The organism is Streptomyces sp. NPDC002520, from assembly GCF_053595235.1.
Genome location: NZ_JBSFXG010000015.1, coordinates 139,629 through 165,149, shown reverse-complemented (window position 1 = coordinate 165,149; position 25,521 = coordinate 139,629). Strand labels below are relative to the sequence as shown.

General features: G+C 72.8%; 23 protein-coding genes. 11 read left to right on the top strand and 12 right to left on the bottom strand.

Annotation, left to right across the window (positions count from 1 at the left end; translation table 11 throughout):
• Nucleotides 1-3 precede the first annotated feature (3 nt).
• The 4 genes from nadC to ACWD5D_RS22335 are packed head-to-tail and all read right to left on the bottom strand — an operon-like array spanning nt 4 to nt 4,701.
• On the bottom strand, nt 4-981 hold the full coding sequence (nadC, locus tag ACWD5D_RS22350) for a carboxylating nicotinate-nucleotide diphosphorylase (RefSeq protein ID WP_451374476.1): 978 nt from the start codon (nt 979-981) through the stop codon (nt 4-6).
• Complete coding sequence (locus ACWD5D_RS22345) at nt 978-2,741, bottom strand: L-aspartate oxidase (RefSeq protein WP_451374475.1); 1,764 nt, start codon at nt 2,739-2,741, stop codon at nt 978-980. Before ACWD5D_RS22345 ends, nadC begins: the two co-directional genes overlap by 4 nt.
• Nucleotides 2,738-3,739, bottom strand: coding sequence for a pantoate--beta-alanine ligase (gene panC / locus ACWD5D_RS22340; RefSeq protein ID WP_451374474.1), 1,002 nt, complete (start codon nt 3,737-3,739; stop codon nt 2,738-2,740). The genes ACWD5D_RS22345 and panC overlap by 4 nt, the downstream gene beginning before the upstream one ends.
• The gene (locus ACWD5D_RS22335; protein WP_451374473.1) at nt 3,736-4,701 is read right to left on the bottom strand and encodes a Rossmann-like and DUF2520 domain-containing protein; all 966 of its coding nucleotides are present in this window, start codon (nt 4,699-4,701) and stop codon (nt 3,736-3,738) included. Before ACWD5D_RS22335 ends, panC begins: the two co-directional genes overlap by 4 nt.
• Before the next feature lie 181 nt (nt 4,702-4,882).
• On the opposite strand from ACWD5D_RS22335, the gene ACWD5D_RS22330 reads away from it, so the two are divergent.
• Nucleotides 4,883-6,220: a threonine aldolase family protein gene (locus ACWD5D_RS22330; RefSeq protein ID WP_451374472.1), complete on the top strand. Its 1,338-nt coding sequence runs from the start codon at nt 4,883-4,885 to the stop codon at nt 6,218-6,220.
• Nucleotides 6,221-6,391: 171 nt separating this feature from the next.
• On the opposite strand, the gene ACWD5D_RS22325 is transcribed toward ACWD5D_RS22330, so the two are convergent.
• A complete protein-coding gene (locus ACWD5D_RS22325) occupies nt 6,392-6,598 on the bottom strand; it encodes a hypothetical protein (protein ID WP_451374471.1) in 207 nt (68 codons plus the stop codon).
• A gap of 185 nt (nt 6,599-6,783) precedes the next feature.
• Between ACWD5D_RS22325 and ACWD5D_RS22320 the strand changes: the two genes are divergently transcribed.
• Nucleotides 6,784-7,887 (top strand): DUF5937 family protein, encoded by a 1,104-nt coding sequence (locus ACWD5D_RS22320; protein ID WP_451374470.1) that lies wholly within the window; start codon nt 6,784-6,786, stop codon nt 7,885-7,887.
• A 134-nt stretch (nt 7,888-8,021) separates the two neighbouring features.
• Here ACWD5D_RS22320 and ACWD5D_RS22315 read toward each other — a convergent pair whose 3' ends face one another.
• Both ACWD5D_RS22315 and ACWD5D_RS22310 read right to left on the bottom strand, forming a co-directional pair.
• Nucleotides 8,022-8,693 (bottom strand): response regulator, encoded by a 672-nt coding sequence (locus tag ACWD5D_RS22315; RefSeq protein ID WP_451374469.1) that lies wholly within the window; start codon nt 8,691-8,693, stop codon nt 8,022-8,024.
• A gap of 123 nt (nt 8,694-8,816) precedes the next feature.
• The gene (locus tag ACWD5D_RS22310) at nt 8,817-10,025 is read right to left on the bottom strand and encodes a sensor histidine kinase (protein ID WP_451374468.1); all 1,209 of its coding nucleotides are present in this window, start codon (nt 10,023-10,025) and stop codon (nt 8,817-8,819) included.
• A 259-nt stretch (nt 10,026-10,284) separates the two neighbouring features.
• Between ACWD5D_RS22310 and ACWD5D_RS22305 the strand changes: the two genes are divergently transcribed.
• Nucleotides 10,285-11,292 carry an SAM-dependent methyltransferase gene (locus tag ACWD5D_RS22305; RefSeq protein WP_451374516.1) on the top strand — a complete coding sequence of 336 codons (1,008 nt, stop codon included), beginning with the start codon at nt 10,285-10,287 and terminating at the stop codon, nt 11,290-11,292.
• 39 nt (nt 11,293-11,331) lie between these two features.
• Here ACWD5D_RS22305 and ACWD5D_RS22300 read toward each other — a convergent pair whose 3' ends face one another.
• Nucleotides 11,332-12,480 (bottom strand): NADH-quinone oxidoreductase subunit D, encoded by a 1,149-nt coding sequence (locus ACWD5D_RS22300; RefSeq protein WP_451374467.1) that lies wholly within the window; start codon nt 12,478-12,480, stop codon nt 11,332-11,334.
• 31 nt (nt 12,481-12,511) lie between these two features.
• Between ACWD5D_RS22300 and ACWD5D_RS22295 the strand changes: the two genes are divergently transcribed.
• Both ACWD5D_RS22295 and ACWD5D_RS22290 read left to right on the top strand, forming a co-directional pair.
• Nucleotides 12,512-13,015 carry a PH domain-containing protein gene (locus ACWD5D_RS22295; protein ID WP_451374466.1) on the top strand — a complete coding sequence of 168 codons (504 nt, stop codon included), beginning with the start codon at nt 12,512-12,514 and terminating at the stop codon, nt 13,013-13,015.
• A gap of 98 nt (nt 13,016-13,113) precedes the next feature.
• Nucleotides 13,114-14,382, top strand: coding sequence for a PH domain-containing protein (locus ACWD5D_RS22290; protein ID WP_451374515.1), 1,269 nt, complete (start codon nt 13,114-13,116; stop codon nt 14,380-14,382).
• Between the two features lie 115 nt (nt 14,383-14,497).
• On the opposite strand, the gene ACWD5D_RS22285 is transcribed toward ACWD5D_RS22290, so the two are convergent.
• Both ACWD5D_RS22285 and ACWD5D_RS22280 read right to left on the bottom strand, forming a co-directional pair.
• A complete protein-coding gene (locus ACWD5D_RS22285) occupies nt 14,498-15,946 on the bottom strand; it encodes a hypothetical protein (protein WP_451374465.1) in 1,449 nt (482 codons plus the stop codon).
• Nucleotides 15,947-16,062: 116 nt separating this feature from the next.
• Nucleotides 16,063-17,190, bottom strand: coding sequence for an alpha/beta hydrolase (locus ACWD5D_RS22280; protein WP_451374464.1), 1,128 nt, complete (start codon nt 17,188-17,190; stop codon nt 16,063-16,065).
• 229 nt (nt 17,191-17,419) lie between these two features.
• Here ACWD5D_RS22280 and ACWD5D_RS22275 point away from each other — a divergent pair, with 229 nt between their 5' ends.
• From ACWD5D_RS22275 to ACWD5D_RS22250, 6 genes are all read left to right on the top strand, one after another.
• Nucleotides 17,420-19,234 (top strand): phosphatidylglycerol lysyltransferase domain-containing protein, encoded by a 1,815-nt coding sequence (locus ACWD5D_RS22275; RefSeq protein ID WP_451374463.1) that lies wholly within the window; start codon nt 17,420-17,422, stop codon nt 19,232-19,234.
• A 149-nt stretch (nt 19,235-19,383) separates the two neighbouring features.
• Nucleotides 19,384-20,289 (top strand): dihydropteroate synthase, encoded by a 906-nt coding sequence (gene folP / locus ACWD5D_RS22270; protein WP_451374462.1) that lies wholly within the window; start codon nt 19,384-19,386, stop codon nt 20,287-20,289.
• Nucleotides 20,286-20,825, top strand: coding sequence for a nuclear transport factor 2 family protein (locus tag ACWD5D_RS22265; protein WP_451374461.1), 540 nt, complete (start codon nt 20,286-20,288; stop codon nt 20,823-20,825). Before folP ends, ACWD5D_RS22265 begins: the two co-directional genes overlap by 4 nt.
• 289 nt (nt 20,826-21,114) lie before the next feature.
• Nucleotides 21,115-21,474, top strand: a complete 360-nt coding sequence (folB, locus tag ACWD5D_RS22260) for a dihydroneopterin aldolase (protein WP_451374460.1) — start codon at nt 21,115-21,117, stop codon at nt 21,472-21,474.
• The gene (gene folK, locus ACWD5D_RS22255) at nt 21,471-22,082 is read left to right on the top strand and encodes a 2-amino-4-hydroxy-6-hydroxymethyldihydropteridine diphosphokinase (protein WP_451374459.1); all 612 of its coding nucleotides are present in this window, start codon (nt 21,471-21,473) and stop codon (nt 22,080-22,082) included. The genes folB and folK overlap by 4 nt, the downstream gene beginning before the upstream one ends.
• A 58-nt stretch (nt 22,083-22,140) precedes the next feature.
• Nucleotides 22,141-22,632 carry a DUF3180 domain-containing protein gene (locus ACWD5D_RS22250; protein WP_451374458.1) on the top strand — a complete coding sequence of 164 codons (492 nt, stop codon included), beginning with the start codon at nt 22,141-22,143 and terminating at the stop codon, nt 22,630-22,632.
• Nucleotides 22,633-22,654: 22 nt separating this feature from the next.
• Here ACWD5D_RS22250 and folE read toward each other — a convergent pair whose 3' ends face one another.
• Nucleotides 22,655-23,260, bottom strand: a complete 606-nt coding sequence (gene folE / locus ACWD5D_RS22245) for a GTP cyclohydrolase I FolE (protein WP_451374457.1) — start codon at nt 23,258-23,260, stop codon at nt 22,655-22,657.
• Nucleotides 23,261-23,395: 135 nt separating this feature from the next.
• The gene (gene ftsH, locus ACWD5D_RS22240) at nt 23,396-25,435 is read right to left on the bottom strand and encodes an ATP-dependent zinc metalloprotease FtsH (protein WP_451374456.1); all 2,040 of its coding nucleotides are present in this window, start codon (nt 25,433-25,435) and stop codon (nt 23,396-23,398) included.
• Nucleotides 25,436-25,521: the final 86 nt, after the last annotated feature.

Genomic DNA, 25,521 nt, shown 5'->3' with positions numbered 1-25,521 from the left:
CCGTTACTCCGCCTCGCGAAGGTCCAGGCCGATGTCCAGGATCGGCGAGGAGTGGGTGAGGGCGCCGACGGCCAGGAAGTCCACTCCGGTCTCGGCGTACGCGCGCGCGTTCTCCAGCGTGAGCCGGCCGGAGGCCTCCAGCAGCGCCCGCCCGGCCACGATGCCGACGGCCTCCTCGCACTCGCCGGGCGTGAAGTTGTCCAGCAGGATCAGGTCGGCGCCCGCGTCCACGACCTCGCGCAGCTGGTGCAGGGTGTCGACCTCGACCTCGATCGGCAGCTCCGGGAAGGCCTCCCGTACGGCCTTGAAGGCCTGGGCCACACCGCCGGCGGCGACCACGTGGTTGTCCTTGACCAGGGCGGCGTCGGACAGCGACATGCGGTGGTTGACGCCCCCGCCGCAGCGCACGGCGAACTTCTCCAGGGACCGCAGGCCCGGGGTGGTCTTGCGGGTGTCGCGGACCCGGGTGCGGCTGCCCTCCAGGGCGTCCGCCCACGCGCGTGTGGCGGTCGCGATGCCGGACAGGCGGCACAGGATGTTCAGCGCGCTGCGCTCGGCGGTGAGCAGGTCACGCGTGCGCGCGGTGACCGACAGCAGCTTCTGCCCGGCCTCGACGCGGTCGCCGTCCTCGACGTGCCGCTCGACCTCGAACTCGTCCGTGCAGACCACCGAGAGCACGGCCTCGGCGACCCGGAGGCCGGCCGCGACGCCGGCCTCGCGCGCGGTGAAGTCGCCGGTGGACACCGCGTCCTCGGCGATGGTGGCGACGGTCGTCACGTCCACGCCGCCGTCCAGGTCCTCCTGGACGGCGACGTTGGCGATGTCCTCGATCTCGATGGGGTCGAGCCCGGCCTCGGCCAGCAGCTCGGCGAGCGCGGGGTCGAGCCCGCACTCCAGGTACTCCTCGTCGCCCTCCACGCCGCAGGCGCAGTCGTCACCGCAGCCGCCGGTCGGGGCGAGGGGAAGGTCGTCGGTGCTCACAGTTCACTGCTCCTGGGGGCGCGGGTGGTGCCGGGTGGGCCGGGTCGGGGGGAAGTCTGCGTGGGCCGGGTCGGGGGGAAGTCCGCGGTGTCCGTGGTGTGTACGGCCAGGGACCGGTCGGGGTTGATCCGTACCACGATGTGCCGCCGCCATCGCGCGTCGTCGCGCTGGGCGCGGTCCTCGCGCCAGTGGCAGCCGCGGGTCTCCTCGCGCAGCCGGGCGGCGGCGACCAGGACCCGGGCCACGCACAGGAGGTTGGTGGCCTCCCAGGTGTCGACGCCGGGCTCGGCGGTCTTGCCGTTCTCGTCGAGGGCGTCGCGGGCCTCGCTGTGCAGCCGCTGGAGCTGACCGGCGGCCTTTGCCAGGGACTCCTCCGAGCGCAGTACACCCGCGCCCTCGCTCATGATCCGCTGGATGGCGAAGCGGGTCTCGGGCGCGAGCAGCGGGTGCGCGGGCTTCTCGGGATCGGGGACGGCTACGGGCACACGCGCGTGCAGGCCGTTGTCCGCGTGGGCCGCGGCGATGTCGGCAGCGATGCGCTCGGCGTAGACGAGGCCTTCGAGCAGGGAGTTCGAGGCGAGCCGGTTGGCGCCGTGCACGCCCGTGCAGGCGACCTCTCCGCACGCGTACAGGCCGGGTACCGTCGTACGCCCGCGGGCGTCGGTGCGGACGCCACCGGAGGCGTAGTGGGCGGCCGGGGCGATCGGGATGGGCTCGGTGACCGGGTCGATGCCGTTGGCGCGGCAGGCGGCCAGGATCGTCGGGAAGCGGTGCTCCCACATGTCGGCGCCGAAGTGCCGGGCGTCGAGGAACATGTGCTCGGCGTCCTGCTCCTGCATCCGCCGCATGATGCCCTTGGCGACGATGTCGCGGGGCGCCAGCTCGGCCAGCTCGTGCTGCCCCGCCATGAAGCGCACGCCGTCGCCGTCGACCAGGTGGGCGCCCTCGCCGCGCACGGCCTCGGAGACCAGCGGCTGCTGGCCCTCGGCGTCGGCGCCGAGGAACAGCACGGTCGGGTGGAACTGCACGAACTCCAGGTCGCTGACCTCCGCGCCCGCGCGCAGCGCCAGCGCCACTCCGTCGCCGGTGGAGACGGACGGGTTGGTCGTCGCGGAGAACACCTGGCCCATGCCGCCGGTCGCGAGGACGACCGCGGGGGCGTGCACGGCGCCCACTCCGTCGTGCTGGCCCTCGCCCATCACGTGCAGGGTGACGCCCGCGGTGCGGCCGGCCTCGTCGGTCAGCAGGTCCAGCACGAGCGCGTTCTCGATCGTGCGCACCCCGCGCGCGTGGGCGGCCTCCACGAGCGCCCGGGAGACCTCCGCGCCGGTGGCGTCGCCGCCCGCGTGCGCGATCCGCCGCCGGTGGTGGCCGCCCTCGCGGGTGAGCTGGATGCCGCCCTCGTCGTCGGTGTCGAAGTGGGCGCCGGTCGAGATCAGCCGCCGTACGGCGTCGGGGCCCTCGGTGACGAGGATGCGTACGGCGTCCTCGTCGCACAGGCCCGCGCCCGCCACCAGGGTGTCCTCAAGGTGCTGCTCGGGGGTGTCGCCCTCGCCGAGGGCGGCGGCGATGCCGCCCTGCGCCCAGCGCGTCGAGCCGTCGTCCAGCCGGGCCTTGGTGACGACGACCGTCGTCAGGCCCGCGGCCTCGCAGCGCAGGGCGGTGGTCAGACCGGCCACCCCGGAACCGACGACGACCACGTCCGCGGAGATGGACCACCCCGGTGCGGGCGCGTGCAGTCGTATGCCTGTGCTGGTCACGAGGCGGCTCCGAGGGATCCGAAGGTGAGGGGCAGGTTGTCGATCAGCCGGGTCGCACCGACCCGGGCGGCCACGGCGAGGACGGCCTCGCCGGTGAAGTCGTCGCCGATCTCGGTGAAGTCGGACGGGTCGACCAGGGCGAGGTAGTCCAGCTGCAGCGGCGGGTCGAGGCGGGCGGCCTCGTCCAGGACCTGACGGGCGGCCGCGCGGACGGCGGCAGGGGCGCCGGGCACGGCCGTGGCCACGGCGTGCGCGTCGGCGGCCGCGCGGGACTCCCCTATGGCGCTGAGCGCCTCGGCACGCGCGTGCGTGGAGGGCACTTCGAGGGCCCGTGCGCGCAGCGCCTCCTGGGCCGCGTGCCGGTCACCGCCCGCGAACAGGGCGCGGGACAGGGCGAGGGCGGTGTGGCGCTCCTGGGGGGAGAGGTAACGGTTGCGGCTGGAGAGGGCCAGCCCGTCCTCCTCGCGCACGGTGGGGACGCCGACGATCTCCATGCCGAAGTCGAGGTCGCGCACCATGCGCCGGATCAGCGCCAGCTGCTGGGCGTCCTTCTGCCCGTACAGGGCCACGTCGGGCCGGGTCAGGTGCAGCAGCTTGGCGACGACGGTGAGCATCCCGTCGAAGTGGCCGGGGCGCGAAGCGCCCTCCAGGCGCTCGCCCATGGGGCCCGCGGAGATACGGACCTGGGGTTGGCCGCCCGGGTAGACCTCGTCCGCGAAGGGCGCGAACACGGCGTCGGCACCCGCCTGTTCCGCGAGCGACAGATCGGCGTCCAGGGTGCGCGGGTAGCGGTCCAGGTCCTCGCCGGCGCCGAACTGGAGCGGGTTGACGAAGACGGTGACGACGACCTCGCCGTCCGGTCCCGCGATCTCGCGTGCGCTGCGGATCAGCGTGGCGTGCCCCTCGTGCAGGGCGCCCATGGTCATCACGACGGCACGGCGGCCGTGGCGCACGCGCGCGTGCAGTTCGTCGGCGGTGCGCAGCAGGGCGGTGGTCATCGGGCGTTCCCCTCGGTGCCGGTCGTGCCGTTGGTTCCGTCGGTTCCGTGGGATCCCTCGGCGAGTACCCCGAGCAGGTCCTCGGCCAGCTCCGGCTTCAGCAGGCCGTGGGCGAGGGCGCGGTCGGCGGTCGCGCGGGCCATCGCCAGATAACCCGCGACGGTCTGCGGGGCGTGCTTGCGCAGCTCGGTGACGTGCGCGGCGACCGTGCCGGCGTCGCCGCGCGCGACGGGCCCGGTGAGCGCCGCGTCACCGGAGCGCAGGGCGTTGTCCAGGGCGGCGCCGAGCAGCGGGCCGAGCATCCGGTCGGGGGCCTCCACGCCGGCCGCGCGCAGCAGCTCCATGGACTGCGCGACCAGGGTCACCAGGTGGTTGGCGCCGAGCGCGAGGGCCGCGTGGTAGAGCGGGCGGTTCTCCTCGCGGATCCACTCGGGCTCGCCGCCCATCTCGATGACCAGCGCCTCGGCGGCCAGCCGCAGCTCCTCGGGCGCGGTGACGCCGAAGGAGCAGCCGGCCAGGCGCTGGACGTCCACGGGAGTGCCCGTGAAGGTCATCGCCGGGTGCAGCGCGAGCGGCAGCCCGCCCGCGCGCAGGGCGGGGTCGAGCACGGCGGTGCCGTACCGGCCGGAGGTGTGCACGAGCAGCTGGCCCGGCCGGACCGCGCCGGTCTCGGCGAGGCCGGCGACCAGGCCGGGCAGGGCGTCGTCGGGGACGGTCAGCAGGACGAGGTCGGCACGCTCCAGGACCTCGGCGGGCGACACCAGGGGGACGTCGGGGAGCATCGTCTCGGCACGCCTGCGGGAGGCGTCGGAGACTCCGGAGACGGCGACCGGACGGTGTCCGGCGAGCTGGAGGGACGCGGCCAGGGCGGGACCCACGCGTCCGGCGCCGACGACGCCGACGGTGAGCCGCGCGGGGCGGTCCTGGGTGTCTGACTGGTGGACCTGGTGGACTGTACTCACGCGACTGCGGCCTTCCCGTTCCAGTCCGCTCTGGGTACCGGACGATTTCTCGTCATGTTAACGCTATCGGCTCCGGGGGCATCCGGCTGTCCACAGGCTGTGGGTCACGCCACGTGCGCGAGAGCGCGGCCGCCACGAAATCCCGGTGCCCCGGACGGCCGTGCGCGGGATGATCCCCGCCATGACGGATTCGGCTGAGCGGGACGAAGAGCGGTTGTCGGAGCAGGGTTCGGATCAGGCTGAGGAGCGGTCGGCCGGGCAGGACGACGGGGCGTCGGCGGCACGGAGCGACGAGGTGTCCGCACGGAGCGACGAGGTGTCCGCACGGGACGACGCGGTGGCCGGGCCGGACGAGGCATCGGCGCAGGACGACGAGCTGTCGGCGCGGGAGCGGATACGGGCGCGGCGCAGGGCCGCACAGCGGGCGGCACGGCGCACCCTGTCCCGCGCGGGATGGGGCGGCACGATCCGCGAGCGGCTCGCGCGGCTGCAGGACGAGGCAGCCCGGGTGCACGACCTGGACGAGCCGGCCGACGTCTACGGCAACGGGATCGTGGAGGCCCTGGAGGAGCGCGTCGCCGCGCTGCTCGGCACCGAGGCGGCCGCGTTCTTCCCGACGGGCACCATGGCCCAGCAGATCGCCCTGCGCTGCTGGGCGGGCCGCACCGGCGACCCCGCCGTCGCCCTGCACGCGATGGCGCACCCCGAGGTGCACGAACGGCATGCGTTCAGCCAGGTCAGCGGATTGCGCCCGGTGATCGTGACGAGCGAGCCCCGGCTGCCCACGGCCGCCGAGGTGCGCGACTTCCCGGAGCCCTTCGGGGCGCTGATGCTCGAACTTCCCCTCCGGGACGCCGGTTTCGTGCTGCCCACCTGGGACGAGCTGACGGAGGTCGTCGAGGCGGCGCGGGAGCGCGACGCGGTGGTCCACTTCGACGGGGCGCGCCTGTGGGAGTCCACCGTCCACTTCGACCGCCCGCTGGACGAGATCGCGAGCCTGGCGGACAGCGTCTACGTGTCGTTCTACAAGTCCCTCGACGGCTTCGGCGGCGCCGCGCTGGCCGGCCCGAAGACCCTGATCGAGGAGGCGAAGACCTGGCGGCACCGGTACGGCGGGATGGTCTTCCAGCAGTTCCCGACCGCACTGTCGGCTCTCGCCGGGCTGGAGCGGGAGCTGCCCCGGCTGCCCGAGTACGTCCGCCACGCGCGCGTGGTGGCCGCCGCGCTGCGCGAGGGGTTCGCGGAGGCCGGGCTGCCCTGGGCGCGCGTGTACCCGCAGACGCCCCACACCCACGAGTTCCAGGTCTGGCTGCCGTACGACCCCGAGGTGCTGGCGGAGGCCGCCGTGCGCCAGGCCGAGGAGACCTCGGTGATGCTCTTCGCGGACTGGTGGGGCAAGGGTGGGCCCGGCCTGGCGTTCACCGAGGTCACCGTCCGCGCCGCGGGCCTGGAGTGGACGGCGGACGATGTCCGCGCCGCGGTCGGGGACTTCGTGGGCCGGCTGCCCGGCAGGGAGTAGCCGGTCATCGCCGGAACGGACCGCGCGGGCCTGCCTTCCGGCGGGCACGGGCGGTCCGGCGGGCGCACCGGCGGTCCGACGGGCACGGGCGGTCCGGCAGACACCGGCCGTCCGGCAGACACCGGCGGTGCGGCCGGCACCGGCGGTCCGCGGGCGGCCCGCGTCGTCCGGCTACAGCCCGCGGGGCCGCAGCCGGCGGCTCAGCGCGCGGCGGAACCGGCCCCGGGCCGGACGCTCGGCGAGGACGGCGCGAAAACGCCGGTGGTCGCGCAGTTCGCGCAGCACGTCGAGGTCGTGGCGGCCCGGCGCGGGCGGCTCGGGCTCGCCGTGCGTACGGGCACGGTGGACGTCGAGGAGGTACTGCTCGGTGACGCTCATGGCGGATCGCCTTCTCGGGACGTGGACTGATCGCCGGCTGATCGCCGACCGCTCGCCGGCTGATCGGGCTCCGCGGCTGCCCCGGCGCCTTCAGCCTGCTTCCGACCGGTGCGGATGTCCCGTGGATTGACGGCTGTCGTCAATCGGCGCGAGCGCTGTCAGTGGCCCGGTGCACGATGGGGGGCATGAGCGTGACCATCGACATCACCGGGCTGCCGCTCGAGCGGGTCTCCGTCGTGCCCTCTCCGCTGGCGGAGCTGGGGATGGCGCTGCACGCGCTCAGCGAGCCCGGCCACCACCCGGAGCTCCAGGGCTGGGCGACCGCCGTCTCGTCCCGGCTGGACCCGTGCCTGGCCGACCGGCTGTGCGAGGCGGAGTTCCTGTGGCGTACGACGTTCTCCGACGTCTTCGCCCCGTTCGCCGGGATCCCCGGCCGGCGCACGCTCCCGGGCGCCACGCTCGCCGAGGAGCTGGACCTGCTGGACAAGCTGACGGACGAGCAGTTCGTCCACGCCGCCCTGGAGTTCAGCTGCTCGCTGCGCTACGACGTCCAGGACACCGCACCGCTGGACGACCCGGAGCTGCGTCGGCGCGCCCTGGAGCTGGCCGCCGCGCGCGGCACCGTCCAGGAGCGCATCGCCCGGCAGTTGCTGGACGACCCGCCGGCCGTGCGCGCCTGGTTCCGCAAGCTGATGCTCGACTGCGACGAGGCCTTCTTCGCCGACACCTGGGCGCGGATCCAGCCCCAACTCGCCGCGGACGCCCGGCACAAGACCGAGCTGCTGCGCCGCAAGGGCCTCGGCGCGGCGCTGTCGTCGCTCTCCGGTGCCGTCTCCCTGGACGAGGAGAGCGCGCTCGTCACGGTCGACAAGCTCGTGATGGGCCGCACCGCCACCGGGGACGGCGGCCTGGTGCTGGTGCCGACCAGCCTCGGCCGGCCGCATCTGATGGTCCTGCACCGGTACGGTTGGCAGCCGTCGATCACCTACCCGGTCAGCGGCTCCCGGCCCGAGGCCCCGTCCGTCGAGCAGCTCACGCGCCGCCTGGAGGCACTGGCCCACCCGGTACGGATCCGGCTGTGCCGGCACCTGGCCCGCGCCCCGTACACCACGAGCGAACTGGCCGACGCGCACGGCATGTCGGCGCCCGAGATATCCCGGCACCTGGCGGTGCTGAAGAAGGCGGGCCTGATCACCAACTACCGCCGGGGCCGGTACGTACAGCACCAGCTGGACCTGTCGGCGGTGGCCCGCCTGGGCAGCGACTTCATCGAGGGCGTACTGCGCTGAGGCGGTCCGTGGACCGACCGGGCCCAGGTGCCCGGCCGGACCCGTGAACCGACGGGGGGCTGACAGGAGTCCGGCCGGAACCGTGAACCGACAGGCACGGGCAGGAGTCCGGTCGGTCCCGCGCGTGGCCCGCGTCAGCCGTGGCCGCCGGCCCGTACCAGCCCGGTCTCGTACGCCAGCACCACCACCTGCACCCGGTCCCGCAGCCCGAGCTTGGTGAGGATGCGGCCCACATGGGTCTTCACGGTCGCCTCGGACAGCACCAGCCGGGCGGCGATCTCGCCGTTCGACAGGCCCTGCGCGACCAGCACCATGACCTCGCGCTCGCGGTCGGTCAGCCGCTCCAGCTCCTTGTGCCGGGGCTCCTTGCCGGCGGAGGGCAGCATCGGCGCGAACCGGTCCAGCAGGCGGCGGGTGGTGGAGGGCGCCACGACCGCGTCGCCGCTGTGCACCGCGCGGATCGCGGACAGCAGCTCACCCGGCGGCACGTCCTTGAGCATGAAGCCGGAGGCGCCCGCCTTCAGCCCGGAGAAGGCGTACTCGTCCAGGTCGAACGTGGTCAGGATGAGCACCTTGGGCGGATTGGGCTCCGAGCAGATCCGCCGGGTCGTCTCGACGCCGTCCAGTTTCGGCATGCGGACGTCCATCAGGACCACGTCGACGTCGGTGGTGCGCAGCACCTGGAGGGCCTCGACGCCGTCGCCCGCCTCCGCGACGACCTCCATGTCCGGCTGGGCGGCGAGCACCATCCGGAACCCGGTGCGCAGCAGCACCTGGTCGTCGACGAGCATCACGCGGATCGCCATCGGGTCCTCTTCCGTGTCTTCGGTTGCCGTAGGGGCGGGTCTTCGGTCGCCGTGAAGGCGTCTTCGTCTTCCGTTGTCGGCGACAGGGGTGTGGCAGGTGTCGACAAGGGGCGTGCGGTGGTGTCAGTGCGACGGTTTGAGCGGGAGCAGCACGCTGATGCGGAATCCTCCGCCCGGCCGCGGACCGGCGTCCAGGGTGCCGCCGACCATGCCGACCCGCTCGCGCATGCCGATCAGGCCGTGCCCCTGGCCGTCGGCGCCGCCCTCCTCGTACAGCTCGTGCGGGGCGCCCTTGCCGTCGTCCTCGACGAGCAGGCCGAGCCCGTCGTCGAAGTAGACCAGCCGCACGCTCGCGCCCGTGTTGGGCCCGCCGTGCTTGCGGGTGTTGGTGAGCGCCTCCTGGACGATCCGGTACGCGGTCAGCTCCACCCCGCTGGGCAGCGGGCGCGGGGTGCCCTCGACCTTGAAGTCGACGGGCAGGCCGGAGCTGCGGCACTTCTCGACGAGCTCGTCGATCTGCTCGACGTCGGGCTGGGGGACGTACTCCCCGCCCTCCTGGTGCTCACCGGTGCGCAGCACGCCGAGCAGACGGCGCATCTCGGCGAGGGCCTGGCGGCCGGTGGAGGAGATCGTCTCCAGTGCCTTCTTCGCCTGGTCGGGGGCGGCGTCGAGGACGTAGGCGGCACCGTCGGCCTGGACGACCATGACCGACACGTTGTGCGCGACCACGTCGTGCAGCTCGCGCGCGATCCGGGCGCGCTCGGCGGCGACCGCGACCTTGGACTGCGCCTCGCGCTCCTTCTCCAGGCGGGCGGCGCGCTCCTCCAGCTGGGCGAAGTAGGCCCGGCGCGTGCGCATGGAGTCGCCGAGGACCCAGGCGAGCGCGAACGGAACGGTCTGGAACGCCGCTATCGCGGTCTGTCCGAGGAAGCTGCTGTGCTCGGCGGGCCAGCGGATCTGCGCCAGCGTCGCCGCGCTCAGGCTGACTCCGAGGGAGAGCCGGGAGGCCCAGCGGGCGCCCATCGTGGCGACCGTGTAGGTGATCACCAGCATCGCGAAGTCGGCGAGCAGCGTCTCGATGTCCAGGACCAGCTGGGCGAGCCCGGTGGCGATCCCCAGCAGCAGCATCGCCTCCGGGAAGCGGCGGCGCAGGGCGACGACGACGCACAGGACGGCGGACACGGCCATCCCCGCGGCGACGGACCCGTGGTGGTGGTCCGACGCCCCGTTGACGTTCACCACGCTCACGCCGGAGAGCCCGAACAGGACGACGGCCCAGAAGCTGTCGACCCAGGTCGGGTGCCGGCGGAGGAAGTCATAGAGGCGCTGCACGTAACCCAGAGTAGGGAAACCGAATGCGTGCAGGGGTCAACCGGAGGGCCGATCCGCGCCGGGCGCGTGTACTCCGCAAGGTGGAGGCAGTGCTCACCTGTGCGCCTAGTCTGTTGCGGTGACGGATGAGACGGCGCGGGACGTCGGGACCGGGGAACCCGAGGCGGCGGGAGCCGGAACGGCCGGAGCCGAGGCGGCGGCCGGAGCCGAGGCGGCGGCGGACGGCGGGCGCGGCTGGCGGGCCGCGACCGAGGCGGCGCTGTACGGCCCCGACGGGTTCTACCGGCGTCCCGAGGGCCCGGCCGGGCACTTCCGTACGTCCGTGCACGCATCGCCGCTGTTCGCCGTCGCCGTGGCCCGGCTGCTGTGCCGGGTCGACGAGGCGCTGGGCCGGCCCGAGGTGCTGGACTTCGTCGACATGGGGGCCGGGCGGGGCGAGCTGGTCTCCGGCGTCCTCGCCGCCCTGCCGGCCGACGTGGCCGCCCGCGCGCGCGGGTACGCCGTCGAGATCGCCGACCGTCCGCCGGGCCTGGACGCGCGGATCACGTGGCTGCGGGAACCCCCGGAGGCGGTGACCGGGCTGCTGTTCGCCAACGAGTGGCTGGACAACGTGCCCGTGGACGTCGCCGAGGTCGATCCGGCGGGCGTACCCCGCCTGGTGCTGGTCGCGGCGGACGGCTCCGAGCGGCTCGGGGAGCCGGTGACGGGCGCGGACGCGGACTGGCTGGCGCGGTGGTGGCCGCTGCCGGCCGAGGAGGGGCTGCGGGCGGAGATCGGGCTGCCCAGGGACCTGGCGTGGGCGACCGCCGTGGACCGGCTGGTCCGGGGACTCGCGGTCGCGGTGGACTACGCGCACACCGCCGACGCACGCCCCCCGTACGGCACCCTCACCGGCTTCCGGGAGGGACGCGAGACGGCCCCCGTGCCGGACGGGTCGTGCGACATCACGGCGCACGTCGCACTGGACGCCTGCGCGGCGGCCCGCACAGCGCACACGCCCTCCGACCCGGCGCACGCGGCTTTCCACTCGCCCGCGAACACGGCGCGCGCGCTCCCCACCGCACAGCTCCGCAGCCAGAGCGACGCGCTCCGTGCCCTGGCCGTCACCGGCGCACGCCCCCCGCTCGCGCTCGCCTCCACGGATCCCTCGGCCTACGTGCGCGCCCTCGCGAGCGCGGGCGAGGCCGCCGAGCTCACGGCACCGGGCGGCCTCGGCGACTTCGGCTGGCTGCTCCAGCCGGTCGGAATTCCGGACCCACTCCTGTAGGCCGGTGGCCCGGAGCCGGCCCACCGGCCCGGAGCCGCACTACTTGTCGATGTCGCCGACCACGAAGAACATCGACCCCAGGATCGCGACCATGTCCGCCACCAGCGTCCCCGGCAGCAGCTCGGTCAGCACCTGGATGTTGTTGTACGAGGCGGAGCGCAGCTTCAGCCGGTACGGCGTCTTCTCGCCCTTGCTGACCAGGTAGTAGCCGTTGATCCCGAGCGGGTTCTCGGTCCACGCGTACGTGTGCCCCTCGGGCGCCTTCAGCACCTTGGGCAGCCGCTGGTTGATCGGGCCCGGCGGCAGCCCGGCGATCCGGTCCAGGCAGGCGTCGGCGAGGTCCAGCGCGTTGTGGGTCTGCTCCAGCAGGCACTCGAAGCGGGCGAGACAGTCGCCCTCCTCGCGGGTGACGACCTTCAGCACGTCCTGCAGCTCGCCGTACGCCAGGTACGGCTCGTCGCGGCGCAGGTCGAAGTCGACGCCCGAGGCGCGCGCGATGGGTCCGCTCGCGCCGTAGGCGTGCACGGCCTCCGGTGCCAGCGCCCCCACGCCCCGCGTACGCCCGCGGAAGATCTCGTTGCCGAGCACCAGGTCGTCGAAGACGTCCATGCGGGAGCGGACGGCGGCGACGGCGGCACGCGCGCGTGCGGTCCATCCGGCCGGCAGGTCCTCCTTGAGGCCGCCGACGCGGTTGAACATGTAGTGCATGCGCCCGCCGGAGACCTCCTCCATGACGTTCTGCAGCACCTCGCGCTCCCGGAACGCGTAGAAGACCGGCGTGATCCCGCCCAGCTCCAGCGGGTAGGACCCGAGGAACATCAGGTGGTTCAGCACCCGGTTCAGCTCGGCCAGCAGCGTGCGCGTCCAGACCGCGCGTTCGGGGACCTCCATGCCGAGCATCCGCTCGACGGCGAGGACCACGCCCAGCTCGTTGGAGAACGCCGACAGCCAGTCGTGGCGGTTGGCGAGCATGATGATCTGCCGGTAGTCGCGCGCCTCGAAGAGCTTCTCGGCGCCCCGGTGCATGTAGCCGATCACCGGCTCCGCGTGCGTGATGCGCTCGCCGTCCAGCACGAGCCGCAGCCGCAGCACCCCGTGCGTGGACGGATGCTGGGGGCCGATGTTGAGCACCATGTCGGTGCTCTCGGCGGCGCCGCCGATGCCGACCGTGGTCTCCGTCGCAGTCATGACCCCAGTTTCCCCTACGTACGCTGGCCCCATGGAGACGGGGAGCCCGGAAACCGCCGGGGGGACCAGGGAAGAGCCGGTGTGGCACGGGCTGCCACCCGGCCTGCTGCGCATGCGCCGGCTGCTGCTGGCGCTGTGGACGGGGCTGATCGCCCTGCTGGTGGGGTTGCTGCCGGGCCTGCTCGCCGGACCCGTGTGGGCGGCCCTCGCGCTGCTGCCCCTGGCGGTCGGCGCCTGGTGCTGGCGGATGCTGGGCCGCAACTGGCGTTCCTGGCGGTACGCCGAGCGCGCCGACGACCTGCTGATCAGCCGGGGCGTGCTGTGGCGGGAGGAGACCGTGGTGCCGTACGGGCGGATGCAGCTGGTGGAGGTCACCTCCGGGCCCGTCGAGCGGCACTTCGGGCTGGCCAGCGTGCAGCTGCACACCGCGGCCGCCGCGACCGACGCGGTCATCCCCGGCCTCGACCCGGCCGAGGCGGAACGGCTGCGCGACCGGCTCACCGAGCTGGGCGAGGCCCGATCGGCGGGCCTGTGACGACGCCGGAGGACAGGTCCGGCGCGTCTGAGGGCGGGCTCGGCGCACCGGAGGGCGGGCTCGGCGCACCGGAGGGCGGGGCGGTCGCCGAGCGGCGGCTGCATCCCGTCACGCCCTTGCGGCGGGCGTGGGCGCCGGTCGCCGTGCTCGCCGGGTGGGCCGTGCACGACCCGAACGCCGCGCAGGAGCAGCTGACGCGACTGACCGGCACCATGCTCCTGATCGCGGTCAGCGTGCTGGTCCCGGCCGCCGGCCTGTACGGCTTCCTGTCCTGGTGGTTCACGCACTTCGCGGTCACCGACACCGAACTGCGCATACGTACCGGGCTGCTGTTCCGGCGCACCGCGCACATCCGCCTGGAGCGCATCCAGGCGGTCGACGTCACGCGGCCGCTCCTCGCGCGCGTCGCCGGCGTCGCCAAGCTGCGCATCGATGTCGTCGGGGCCGACAAGAAGGACGAACTCGCCTTCCTGGGCGAGCAGGAGGCGCGCACCCTGCGTGCGGAGCTGCTCGCGCGCGCGGCGGGCTTCGCACCCGAGGCGGCGCGCGAGGTCGGCGAGGCGCCGGCACGGGAGCTGTTGCGCGTGCCCCCGCGCGAGCTGGCGCTCTCCGTGGCACTGACGGGCGCCACTTGGGGCTCCCTGGCCGCCGCGCTCGTCGTACCGCCCGTGCTGTGGCTCGCCCTGCACAGCGTGTGGACCGTCCTCGCGACCGCTCTCACGCTGTTCGGCGGCGCGGTGGGACGCAGTGTGGGGCGGTTCGTGACCGAGTACGACTGGTCGGTGGGCGAGTCCCCGGACGGGCTGCGCATCGACCACGGACTGCTCGACCGCACGCACGAGACCGTGCCGCCGGGGCGGGTGCAGACCGTGCGGATCGTGGAGCCGCTGCTGTGGCGGCGGCTCCGCTGGGTGCGCGTGGAGCTGGACGTGGCCGGGTCGGCCAACTCCGTGCTGGTGCCGGTCGCCCCGCGCGCGGTGGCCGAGTCGGTCATCGCACGCGTGCTGCCCGGCGTGACCGTCCCCGAGTCCCTGTCCCGCCCGCCGCGGCGGGCGGGACGGTGCGTGCCGGTGTGGTGGCGCGGGCACGGCCTCGCCGTCACCGACTCGGTCTTCGCCGTGCGGCACGGCCTGCTGAGCCGCCACCTGTCCCTGGTTCCGCACGCGAAGGTGCAGAGCGTACGGCTCGCCCAGGGCCCTTGGGCGCGCCTGTGGCGCCTCGCCGACGTCCACGTGGACACCGGGGCCGGCAAGACCGTGACGGCCCGTCTGCGCGACGCCGAGGAGGCCGCCCTCCTCCTGCGGGACCAGGCGACCCGCTCCCGCACCGGCCGCAGGACGGCCCGCCCGGACCGCTGGATGGCCTGACCTCCGCCGTCCGGGAACACCTGCCCCCGAAACCCTCGGCCCCCGGAACGCCTGAGCCCGGCTCACCCTCTAAGGGGAGCCGGGCTCTTGGGTCGTTCGGGCCGGTCCGACCGGGTCAGGAAGCCGCGCTGCGCAGGCCCTGCACGTCGATCTGCTCGGTCTCGTCGTGCGCCGTGAGGTCGATGACCTGGCCGATGCCGTGCGACTCGGCGTCGGCGGACTTGAACTCGGCCTCCGTCTCGGCCTTGTGCAGCGCGAGCGCCTCCTGGCCGACGACGTCAGCGAGGTCCTCGTTCTGCACGGAGTCCAGCGCGGTGGACGACGTCTCCTTCTGGGTGCCGAAGAAGTCGAACCCGCCCTCGACCGTCGGGCGCCGCGCGGGCGCTGCCGGTACGACGGCCACCGCGGTCGGCACCGTGAAGTGCCCGGCGGGCTGCTGCCCCTGGTGCTTGGCGGGAAGGGTCGGCGTCTCCGGAACGGCGGCCGCGCGCGCGTGCGTGGCGGTCGCCTCGACCGGTCCCTGCGCCTCGTCCGGGGCAGCGGCGGGCGCTTCCGTCACGCCCTCCGCGGCGCCTTCTCCTTTGGCAACGGCCTCGGCGTCATCAGCCACGGACACGGACGACGCCGGGTCGGACGCGGAGTCGGCCACGGACTCGGAGTCGGACTCGGAGTCGGACTCGGACTCGGACTCGGACTCGGACTCGGACTCGGCTACAGCTTCGGACCGGGCCCGGGATTCGGCCGGATCCGGCCCCTGATCCTCCGACTCCGCCTCGACGGACTCGGGCTTCACGGACCCGCCCTCGACGGACTCGCCCTTCGCAGCGCCGTCCTCGACGGCCTCGTCCTGCGGGGACCCGTCCTCCTCGGACGCCTCACCGCCGAACCGCGCCAGCGCCTCCGCCGCCCTCCGGTACAGCAGCGCGCCCTCCGTCGAGAACACGACACGCTGCTCCGGCGTCTCCTCGGCCGCCGCCTCCGGCACCACGGCCTCCACTGAAGCCGCCGGTACCTCCGGCTCGCCGACCCGCTGCTCGCCGACCCGCTGCTCCGGGACCTCCGGCTCCGCACGGCGCGCCGGCGGCAGCGCGGGCGCGCCCGACGACGGGGCCGCCTCGAGTTCCAGCAGCCGGCGTCCCTCCAGGGCGCTCGCGCGTTCGGTCTCCGCCGTGGCGTACCGGCGCAGCAGGGCCGCGTGCTCGTTGCGCAGGCCGGTCAGCTCCGCGCGCTTGGCGCGCAGCCGCTGCTCCAGCTTGGTGCGCAGTTCGCGCGACTCCTCCAGGTCGGTCTCCAGTTCGGCGACCCGTTCCTCGAAGCGCCACTCGTCGCTGGCACGCACGCGCGTGAGGTCGGCGACCTGCTTGCCGGCCTGCGCGTCCCAGCGGCGCATCACGATCGCGCCGACAACAGCCGTCAGCGCGGCGGCCGCGGCCGCCGCGCGCAGCACCGTGGCCTCGGAGAACACCCAGGGACCCAGCGCGCAGACGACGGAGACACCGGCGATCGCCGAGGGCGGCAGGAGCCGGTGCAAAGGCGGGGAATGGCGGTGGCGTCCACGTGGCATGGCCAGAAACTTACCGCGCGTAGGCGAATCGTGGGCGCCCGCACCGTAAAAACACGGCCACACCGGTGTCCTCGCCGCGCTTCGTCGCCCTTCGTAAGCGGAAGGGCAGCCGCCGCTCAGCGGTCGGACAGCCGTCCGCTGAGCCACTGCAGGGTCGCCGGGATCTCCCGTCGCCAGGTGTTGAAGTTGTGTCCGCCGCTGTCCAGGATGATCGACGAGATGCGGGTCCGGTTCGTGGCCTGCACACGCTCTATGAACTTGAGCGTGTCCTTGTAGTTGTGCTCGCCGATCTTGCTGCTGGTGACGAGCAACGAGGTGTCGGGCGCGGGCTCGTGCTGGAGGAGCCACCACAGGTCGGCACGATTCTGAAGGGTCTTGTCGCGGCGGAAGAGGTCACCGGTCGTGGGATCGATCGGCGCCTTGTAGTACGGCGAGAGGCCCGCGCCGGCGGCGTAGGCGCCCGGATGGCGCATCGCCAGCTTCAGCGCGCAGTAGCCGCCGGTGGAGTCGCCGACGATGCCCCAGCTGCCGGGCCCCTTGCCCACCCGGTAGTGCGCGAGGACGGCGTCCGGCAGATCCTTGGCGAAGAACGTCTCGGTCTGCGGCCCGCCCGGGACGTCCACGCACTCGGTGTCGCGGGGCGGCGCCACGGTCGGCCGCAGCATCACCAGGATCATCGGCTGCATCCGCCCGCTCTTGGCCAGGTCCTGCGCGGTGCGCGGGTAGCGCAGCTTGTCCACCAGCGCCCGCGCCGTACCGGGGTATCCGGTCAGCACGACGGAGGTGGGAAACGTCCGCGTGCGGTACCGGGCCTGGAAGTACTCCGGCGGCAGGTAGACGTACGCCGGAGTGGCGATGCGGGTCCGGCGGCCCACGATGTCGACCTTCTGGATCTGCCCGGTCGCCTGCGGCCGGGAGCCGCTTCCGCCCTCCACCAGGGAGGTGGACACCACCTGGAGCGGGCCGCCGGCGCCGTGGTTGCCCGAGTGGTCGATGACGACGCCCTGGTCGGTCTCCTTTCCGAACAGGTCGGCCCAGCTCGCGTAGAAGCCGAAGGCCTGGTTGACGCCGATCCCCAGGGTTGCGAAGAGCGCCAACTGGGTGGCGAGTAGAAGGGCGACGCGACCGCTGACGGCCCGCCAGGTCTGCCGGGCCAGCCGTGGCCACCACCACACCGTGGCGACGAACAGCACCACGGCGAACACGACTGTCAGCATCAGCACTTTGTTGCTCGTGAGACCCATGGGCTGTTTCCTGCCTGCGCTTTCCGCCTGTTGGCCGCTCACACATTCGTTGCAAGGGCTTGCCCGAGGCTTTCCTTAGCCTTTGACCCGACTTTCCGGAGGGGAATGAACCTCACTCCCCGAGACACCGTCCTAGAGGGCGCAATGTCGCCGGATGCCCCGATCGGCACCGGGTTCAAGGTCTCTCGCAGAACTACGGGATGCGATGTCTGTCAGGATAGATGGGGAAATGTCGGGCGAGGTTCCGAGCCGAACAAGCCGGGCGCGGCGCGTGCTGCGCGGCCCGCGCCCCGAGGCCGTTCCCACCCTCATCGCCAGGGCGTGCGCCGTCGTGGGCGTCCTGGACATCGCCGGGGGCGTCTTCCCGCGCTTCCGTCACAGCCGTATGCACGCCCTCGTCGAGGTCCTGCCCGGTTCCTTCGGGCCCTTCGCCGCGGCCGTGTCGCTCGCCGACGGTGTGCTGTTGCTGCTGCTCGCGCACGGGCTCAGGCGGCGCAAGCGCAGGGCGTGGCGCGCCGCAGCCGTGCTGCTGCCGGCCGGCGCCGCCGCCCAGTTCGTGTACCGGCACTCGCTCGTCGGCGTGCTCATCTCGCTGGCGCTCCTGATGCTGCTGCTACGCCACCGCGACGAGTTCGCGGCCCTGCCCGACCCGCGCAGCCGCTGGCGGGCCCTCGCCAACTTCGTCCTGATGGCAGCCGGTTCGATCGTCCTCGGACTGGTCATCGTCAGCGCGCACCCGAACCGCATGGTCGGCGACCCGAGTCTGGCCGACCGGCTGACCCACGTCGTCTACGGCCTGTTCGGCTTCGAGGGCCCCCTGGACTACGACGGCTACACCTCCTGGACGGTCGCCTTCTCCCTCGGCGCGCTCGGCTGGCTGACCGCGGTCACCACCATCTACCTCGCCTTCCGCCCCGAACACCCGGCCGCCCGGCTCACCGAGGAGGACGAGGCGAAGCTGCGCGCCCTGCTCGACAAGCACGGGCGGCGCGACTCCCTCGGCCACTTCGCGCTGCGCCGCGACAAGGCGGTCGTCTTCTCCCCCAGCGGCAAGGCCGCCGTCACCTACCGCGTCGTCTCCGGGGTGATGCTCGCCAGCGGCGACCCGATCGGCGACGTCGAGGCCTGGCCCGGCGCCATCGAACGCTTCATGGACGAGGCCAAAGCCCACTCCTGGACCCCCGCGGTCATGGGCTGCTCGGAGACGGGCGGCGAGGTCTGGACCCGCGAGACCGGCCTGGACGCCCTGGAACTGGGCGACGAGGCGGTGGTCGACGTGGCGGATTTCTCGCTCGCCGGACGCGCGATGCGCAACGTGCGACAGATGGTCAAGCGCATCGAGCGAGCCGGCTACGAAACCCGGGTGCGGCGTGTCCGTGACCTCGGCGAGGCGGAGCTGGAGCGCATCCGCCTGGCGGCGGAGGACTGGCGCGGCACCGACACCGAGCGCGGCTTCTCCATGGCGCTCGGCCGCGTCGGCGACCCCGCCGACGGCGACTGCCTGATCGCCACCGCCCACAAGCAGGACGACGAACCCGGCGAGTACGGCGACCTGAAGGCGATCCTGCACTTCGTGCCCTGGGGCACCGACGGCGTGTCCCTGGACCTCATGCGCCGCGACCGCGGCGCCGACCCCGGCATGAACGAGCTGCTGATCGTCGCCGCTCTCCAGGCCGCCCCGAAGTTCGCCGTCACCCGGATCTCGCTCAACTTCGCGATGTTCCGCTCCGCCCTCGCACGCGGGGAGAAGATCGGCGCGGGCCCGGTGCTGCGGGCCTGGCGCGGCCTGCTGGTGTTCCTGTCCCGCTGGTTCCAGATCGAGTCGCTGTACAGGTTCAACGCCAAGTTCCAGCCCCGCTGGGAGCCGCGCTTCGTCGTCTACCGCGCCCCCGCCGACCTGCCCCGCATCGGCTTCGCCGCCATGCAGGCCGAGGGCTTCGTCACCCTCGCCCTCCCGCTGCCGCGCGCCCTGCGCCGGCGCAGGGCGGCCGGCGCTCGCCCCTGCGCGCACGCGGTCGCGGAGCACGACGTCCGCGCGGCCTGACCCGGCCCCGCCCCGCGTGGACCCCGCCCCCCGACCGCCCTCTCCGGGCCTTGTCCCGGCGGCCCGGACGGAAGCCGGCCCTTCCCCCACAGGGCCCTCCGTCCGGGCCGTGGCGCGTTCACGGCACCCCCGGGGCCTACGCTGAACGTATGAACAACCTCAGCGGGCGCGGCCGAGTGGCGGGCCTTCCGGCATGGGACCGGTGTGCGGTCATGGGCGTCGTCAACGTGACCCCCGATTCCTTCTCCGACGGCGGCCGCTGGTTCGACACGACCGTCGCCGTCAAGCACGGCCTGGACCTGGTCGCCGAGGGCGCGGACCTGGTCGACGTCGGCGGCGAGTCCACCCGCCCCGGCGCCACCCGCGTCGACGAGGCCGAGGAACTGAGGCGCGTCATCCCCGTCGTGCGCGGCCTCGCCTCCGAGGGCGTGGTCGTCTCCGTCGACACCATGCGCGCCTCCGTCGCCGAGCAGTCCCTCGCGGCCGGCGCCGCCCTCGTCAACGACGTCAGCGGCGGCCTCGCCGACCCCGCCATGATCCCCGTGGTCGCGGCCGCGGGCGCCCCCTTCGTCGTCATGCACTGGCGCGGCTTCCTCCAGAACGGGAACGTCAAGGGCACCTACGAGGACGTCGTCACCGAGGTCGTGGACGAACTGCACGCACGCGTGGAGGCCGTTCTGGCGGGCGGCATCGCCCCCGACCGGATCGTCGTCGACCCCGGCCTCGGCTTCTCCAAGGAGGCCGGGCACGACCTCACCCTGCTCGCCCACCTCGACCGGCTGCGCGCTCTCGGCCACCCCCTGCTCGTCGCCGCCTCCCGCAAGCGGTTCCTCGGCCGCGTCCTCGCCGGCCCGGAGGGCGCGCCCCCGCCCGCCCGCGAACGCGACGCCGCCACCGCCGCCGTCTCCGCGCTCGCCGCGCACGCGGGCGCGTGGGCGGTGCGCGTGCACGAGGTGCGCGCCACGGCCGACGCGGTACGGGTCGCGCAGGCCGTCGAAGAGGCGCGCACGGCAGCCTCTTCCGCGCAGGCACCCGGCGCGGAAGGAGCCCGGTGAGCGCCCCCCACACCGACGTCGAGCAGGTGGAGGCCGCCAACACCGCCTTTTACGAGGCGATGGAACGCGGCGACTTCGAGGAACTCGCCTCCCTCTGGCTCACCCCCGCCGACCTGGGCGTCGACGAGGAGTACCACGACCCGGCGGACACCGGCGTCGTCTCCTGCGTCCACCCCGGCTGGCCGGTGCTCACCGGCCGCGGCGAGGTCCTGCGGTCGTACGCCCTGATCATGGCGAACACCGACTACATCCAGTTCTTCCTCACCGACACGCATGTCTCCGTCACCGGCGACACGGCCCTCGTGACCTGCACCGAGAACATCCTCAGCGGCGGCCCGGCGCCCGCGGACGGCGCGGAACTCGGCCCCCTGGTCGGCCAGCTCGTCGTCGCCACGAACGTGTTCAGGCGTACGCCCGACGGCTGGAAGATGTGGTCCCACCACGCCTCCCCCGTCCTCGCCGAGACCGACGAGGACGGCGAGGACGACACGCCCCGTGTGAACGGCGTCGACCCCGACGACGGCCCCCTCGGCTGAACGTGCGAAACCCCGCGGGCAGAGGGGAACCGGCCTGCGGGTACAGGGAAAGCGACCTGCGGGAAGAGAAGTGGTTGGAATCACGAACCCCGGGTAGGAGCGGCTTCCGGCCCATGGCACGGCCGGGTTCCCCCGGGGAAACAGGCGGTGAACCCTCACCGTCCCTGCCCCTGTCCACGCCTCGGTGACCCCTCCGTGTCAGTGCCCGCAGGTAGATTCGTCTGTGGCCGGTGTGCCGCCCGCACGCGGCACCGACCGGCCGTTCCCGACGATTGCAGGAGTGATTCGCGTGGATCGTGTCGCGCTGCGCGGCCTGAAGGCCCGCGGGCACCACGGTGTGTTCCCCAGGGAGCGCGAGGAGGGCCAGACCTTCATCGTCGACCTGGTCCTCGGCCTGGACACCCGGCCGGCCGCGGCCGGCGACGACCTGGCGAAGACCGTGCACTACGGCGTCGTGGCCGAGGAGGTCGTGGCCGTGGTCGAGGGCGAGCCCGTGAATCTGATCGAGACGCTCGCCGAGCGGATCGCCCAGACCTGCCTCAAGCACGAAGGTGTCCAGGAGGTCGAGGTGTGCGTGCACAAGCCGGACGCGCCGATCACCGTCCCCTTCGACGACGTGACCGTCACCATCACCCGGAGCCGAGTATGACCCGACCTTTCGCCCAGGGTCAGAGCGACCCGACCGTCCAGCCGGTGCCCGCCTCCGTCGTCCAGAAAGTCGACGACGCCGACACGACCCTCCAGAACCCGCAGTGGGCCGTGATCTCCCTCGGTTCCAACCTGGGCAACCGCCTGGAGACCATCCAGGGCGCCGTCGACGCCCTGGAGGACACCCCGGGCGTGCGCATCAAGGCCGTGTCCCCGGTGTACGAGACCGAGCCGTGGGGCGTCGCGCCCGGCAGCCAGCCCTCGTACTTCAACGCGGTCGTGGTCCTCAAGACCACCCTGCCGCCGTCCTCCCTGCTGGAGCGGGCGCACGCCGTCGAGGAGGCCTTCAACCGGGTCCGCGAAGAGCGCTGGGCCCCTCGCACGCTGGACGTCGACATCGTGGCCTACGCGAACGTCACCTCCGACGACCCGCAGCTGACCCTGCCCCACCCGCGCGCCCACGAACGCGCCTTCGTCCTCGCCCCCTGGCACGACGTCGACCCGCAGGCCACGCTGCCCGGCCGCGGCGCGGTGGCCGAACTGCTGTCGGCCGTCACGCGGGGCGGCATCGCGCCCCGCGCGGACCTGGAACTCCGACTGCCCGAGTAGTCGTTAAGGTCGACACGACCACATTCCGGGACCGGTCCGGGGGAGTTGAAGGGACACCGTGAAACAGCTGCGCATCAGGGTGCTGATCGGCGTGTTCGTCGTCGCCGGAGTCCTGTCCTGGGCGGGTGCCCGCCTGTGGAACTCGATCGGGACCCTTCCCAGCGTCCCCCTGGCCGCCCCTGTCGTCCTCGCCCTGATCGCGGTGGTCCTGCTGTCCACGGCGCTCTCGCTGCGCACACGCTTCAAGGCCCAGCGCGAGCGCCGCCCCGACGCGAAGGCCGTCGACCCCCTGATGGCCGCCCGCGCGGTCGTCTTCGCCCAGGCCAGCGCCCTGGTCGCCGCCCTCGTCTCCGGCATGTACGGCGGCACGGGCGTCCTGCTGCTGGAACTCCTCGACATCCCGGCCCGCCGGGACCAGGCCCTCTACGCCGGCTTCTCGGTCCTCGCGGGCATCGCCGTCATAGCGGCCGCCCTGTTCCTGGAGCGGGTCTGCAAGCTCCCGGAGGACGAGGACCAGAACGACCACCGGGGCGCGGAACCGGCGGCCTGACCGCCGGCTCGGTCCGGGCCGGTCAGCGCGCCATGATGAGGCTCATCGCCTCGTTGCGCGTCGCCGCGTCCCGCAGCTGACCGCGCACCGCCGAGGTGATGGTCTTCGCCCCCGGCTTGCGGATGCCCCGCATCGACATGCACATGTGCTCGCACTCGACGACCACGATCACGCCCCGGGGCTCGAGTATCTCCATCAGCGAGTCGGCGATCTGCGTGGTGAGTCGTTCCTGCACCTGCGGGCGGCGGGCGTAGACGTCCACGAGCCGGGCCAGCTTGGACAGCCCGGTGATCTTCCCCGTCACGGACGGGATGTAGCCGACGTGGGCGACGCCCCGGAACGGCACCAGATGATGCTCACAGGTGCTGTACACCTCGATGTCCTTCACGAGGACCATCTCGTCGTGTCCCAGGTCGAAAGTCGTCGTCAGGACGTCCTCGGGCTTCTGCCACAGACCCGCGAAGATCTCCTTGTACGCCCGCGCCACCCGGCCCGGCGTCTCCCTGAGGCCCTCACGGTCCGGGTCCTCGCCGACCGCGATCAGCAGTTCCCGTACGGCGTTCTCGGCGCGCTTCTCGTCGAACTCGCCGATGGCGCCCTCTCCGTCCAGGGTCACGGGGTCGGTCATGTGGTTCCTCGTTCCTGTGCCTGTCACGCGCGGCGGCCACGCGTGCTCTGTGCGGACATGCCGAAATGCCGCGCCCCCCAGGCTAGAACCTGGGGGGCGCGGCATTCATTCCGGGCCAGCTGTGGCCGAAAGCCATCAGCTCTCGGTGCGGTCCTCCGGGGTCTGCTCCGTCAGGGGAGCGGACTCCGAAGCCGTGGACTTGGCCGTGCTGATCGCCGCCGTCGCGCCGTTCGCACCGTTCGTCAGGGCCAGCTCCTTGGGGGAGAGCACCGGCGGACGGGTGGACGGGGTACGGCGGGAGGAGCCGGTCCAGGCGGGCCGCGGCGGGCGCTTGACGATCGGCGCGAAGATCTCGGCGATCTCCTCCTTGCCCAGGGTCTCCTTCTCCAGGAGGGCCAGGACGAGGTTGTCGAGCACGTCGCGGTTCTCGACCAGCATCTCCCACGCCTCGTTGTGCGCGGTCTCGATGAGCTTCTTGACCTCTTCGTCGACCAGCGCGGCGACCTCTTCCGAGTAGTCGCGCTGGTGAGCCATCTCACGGCCGAGGAAGGGCTCGCTGTTGTCGCCGCCGAACTTGATGGCGCCGAGCCGCTCGGTCATGCCGTACTGGGTGACCATCGCGCGGGCCAGGCCGGTGGCCTTCTCGATGTCGTTGGCGGCACCGGTGGTCGGGTCGTGGAAGACCAGTTCCTCGGCCGCCCGGCCGCCCAGCATGTAGGCGAGCTGGTCGAGCATCTCGTTGCGTGTGGTCGAGTACTTGTCCTCGTCCGGGAGCACCATCGTGTAACCGAGGGCGCGCCCGCGGGACAGGATCGTGATCTTGTGGACGGGGTCGGCGTTCGGCGAAGCCGCCGCGACCAGGGCGTGACCGCCCTCGTGGTACGCGGTGATCTTCTTCTCCTTGTCCGACATGATCCGGGTCCGCTTCTGCGGGCCCGCGACCACGCGGTCGATCGCCTCGTCCAGCGCCTTGTTGTCGATCAGCTTCTGGTCGCTGCGCGCGGTGAGCAGCGCCGCCTCGTTCAGCACGTTGGCGAGGTCGGCACCGGTCATGCCGGGGGTACGGCGGGCGACGGCGGCCAGGTCGACGTCGGACGCGACCGGCTTGCCCTTCTGGTGGACCTTGAGGATCTCCAGACGGCCCTGCAGGTCCGGCGGGTCGACCGCGATCTGCCGGTCGAAGCGGCCCGGGCGCAGCAGCGCCGGGTCGAGGATGTCGGGCCGGTTGGTGGCGGCGATCAGGATGACGCCGCCCTTCACGTCGAAGCCGTCCATCTCGACGAGCAGCTGGTTCAGGGTCTGCTCGCGCTCGTCGTGACCGCCGCCGAGGCCGGCACCACGGTGGCGGCCGACCGCGTCGATCTCGTCGACGAAGACGATCGCCGGGGCGTTCGCCTTGGCCTGCTCGAACAGGTCACGGACTCGGGAGGCACCGACACCGACGAACATCTCGACGAAGTCGGAACCGGAGATCGAGTAGAAGGGAACCCCGGCCTCGCCGGCGACGGCGCGCGCGAGGAGGGTCTTGCCCGTACCGGGGCGGCCGTAGAGCAGCACGCCCTTGGGGATCTTGGCGCCGACGGCCTGGAACTTGGCCGGTTCCTGCAGGAACTCCTTGATCTCGTGGAGCTCCTCGACGGCCTCGTCACAGCCGGCGACGTCGGAGAAGGTCGTCTTCGGGGTGTCCTTGGTGATGAGCTTCGCCTTGGACTTGCCGAAGTTCATGACCCGGGAGCCGCCGCCCTGCATCTGATTCATCAGGAACAGGAAGACGACCACGATCAGAACGAAGGGGAGCAGCGAGAGCAGAACGCCGAGGAACGGGTTCTGCTTGGACGGCGACACGGTGTAGCCGTCCGGGATCTGCTTGTTCTGGTACTTGGTCTGCAGCGTGTTGGCAAGGCTCACGCCCTGGTCGCCGATGTAGCTCGACTGGATCTTCGAGCTGCCTTCGACCTTCTGGCCGTCCTTGAGAGTGACCTTGATGCTCTGCTCGTCACCGGTGGTGAGCTTGGCCGACTCGACCTTGTTGGCGTTGATCGCCGCCACGACCTGGCCTGTGTCCACCGTCTTGTAGCCGCCGGACGAGCCGACGACCTGCATCAACACGACCACGGCAAGGACGGCCAGCACGATCCACATGACCGGCCCACGGAAGTATCGCTTCACGTCCATCCATACGGAGCGGTGCCGCCCCGTCCCTCCTGCCATAGTGAGTTTGATAAGACAGTTCTTCTGACGGTACCCCAGCAATGTTGCCC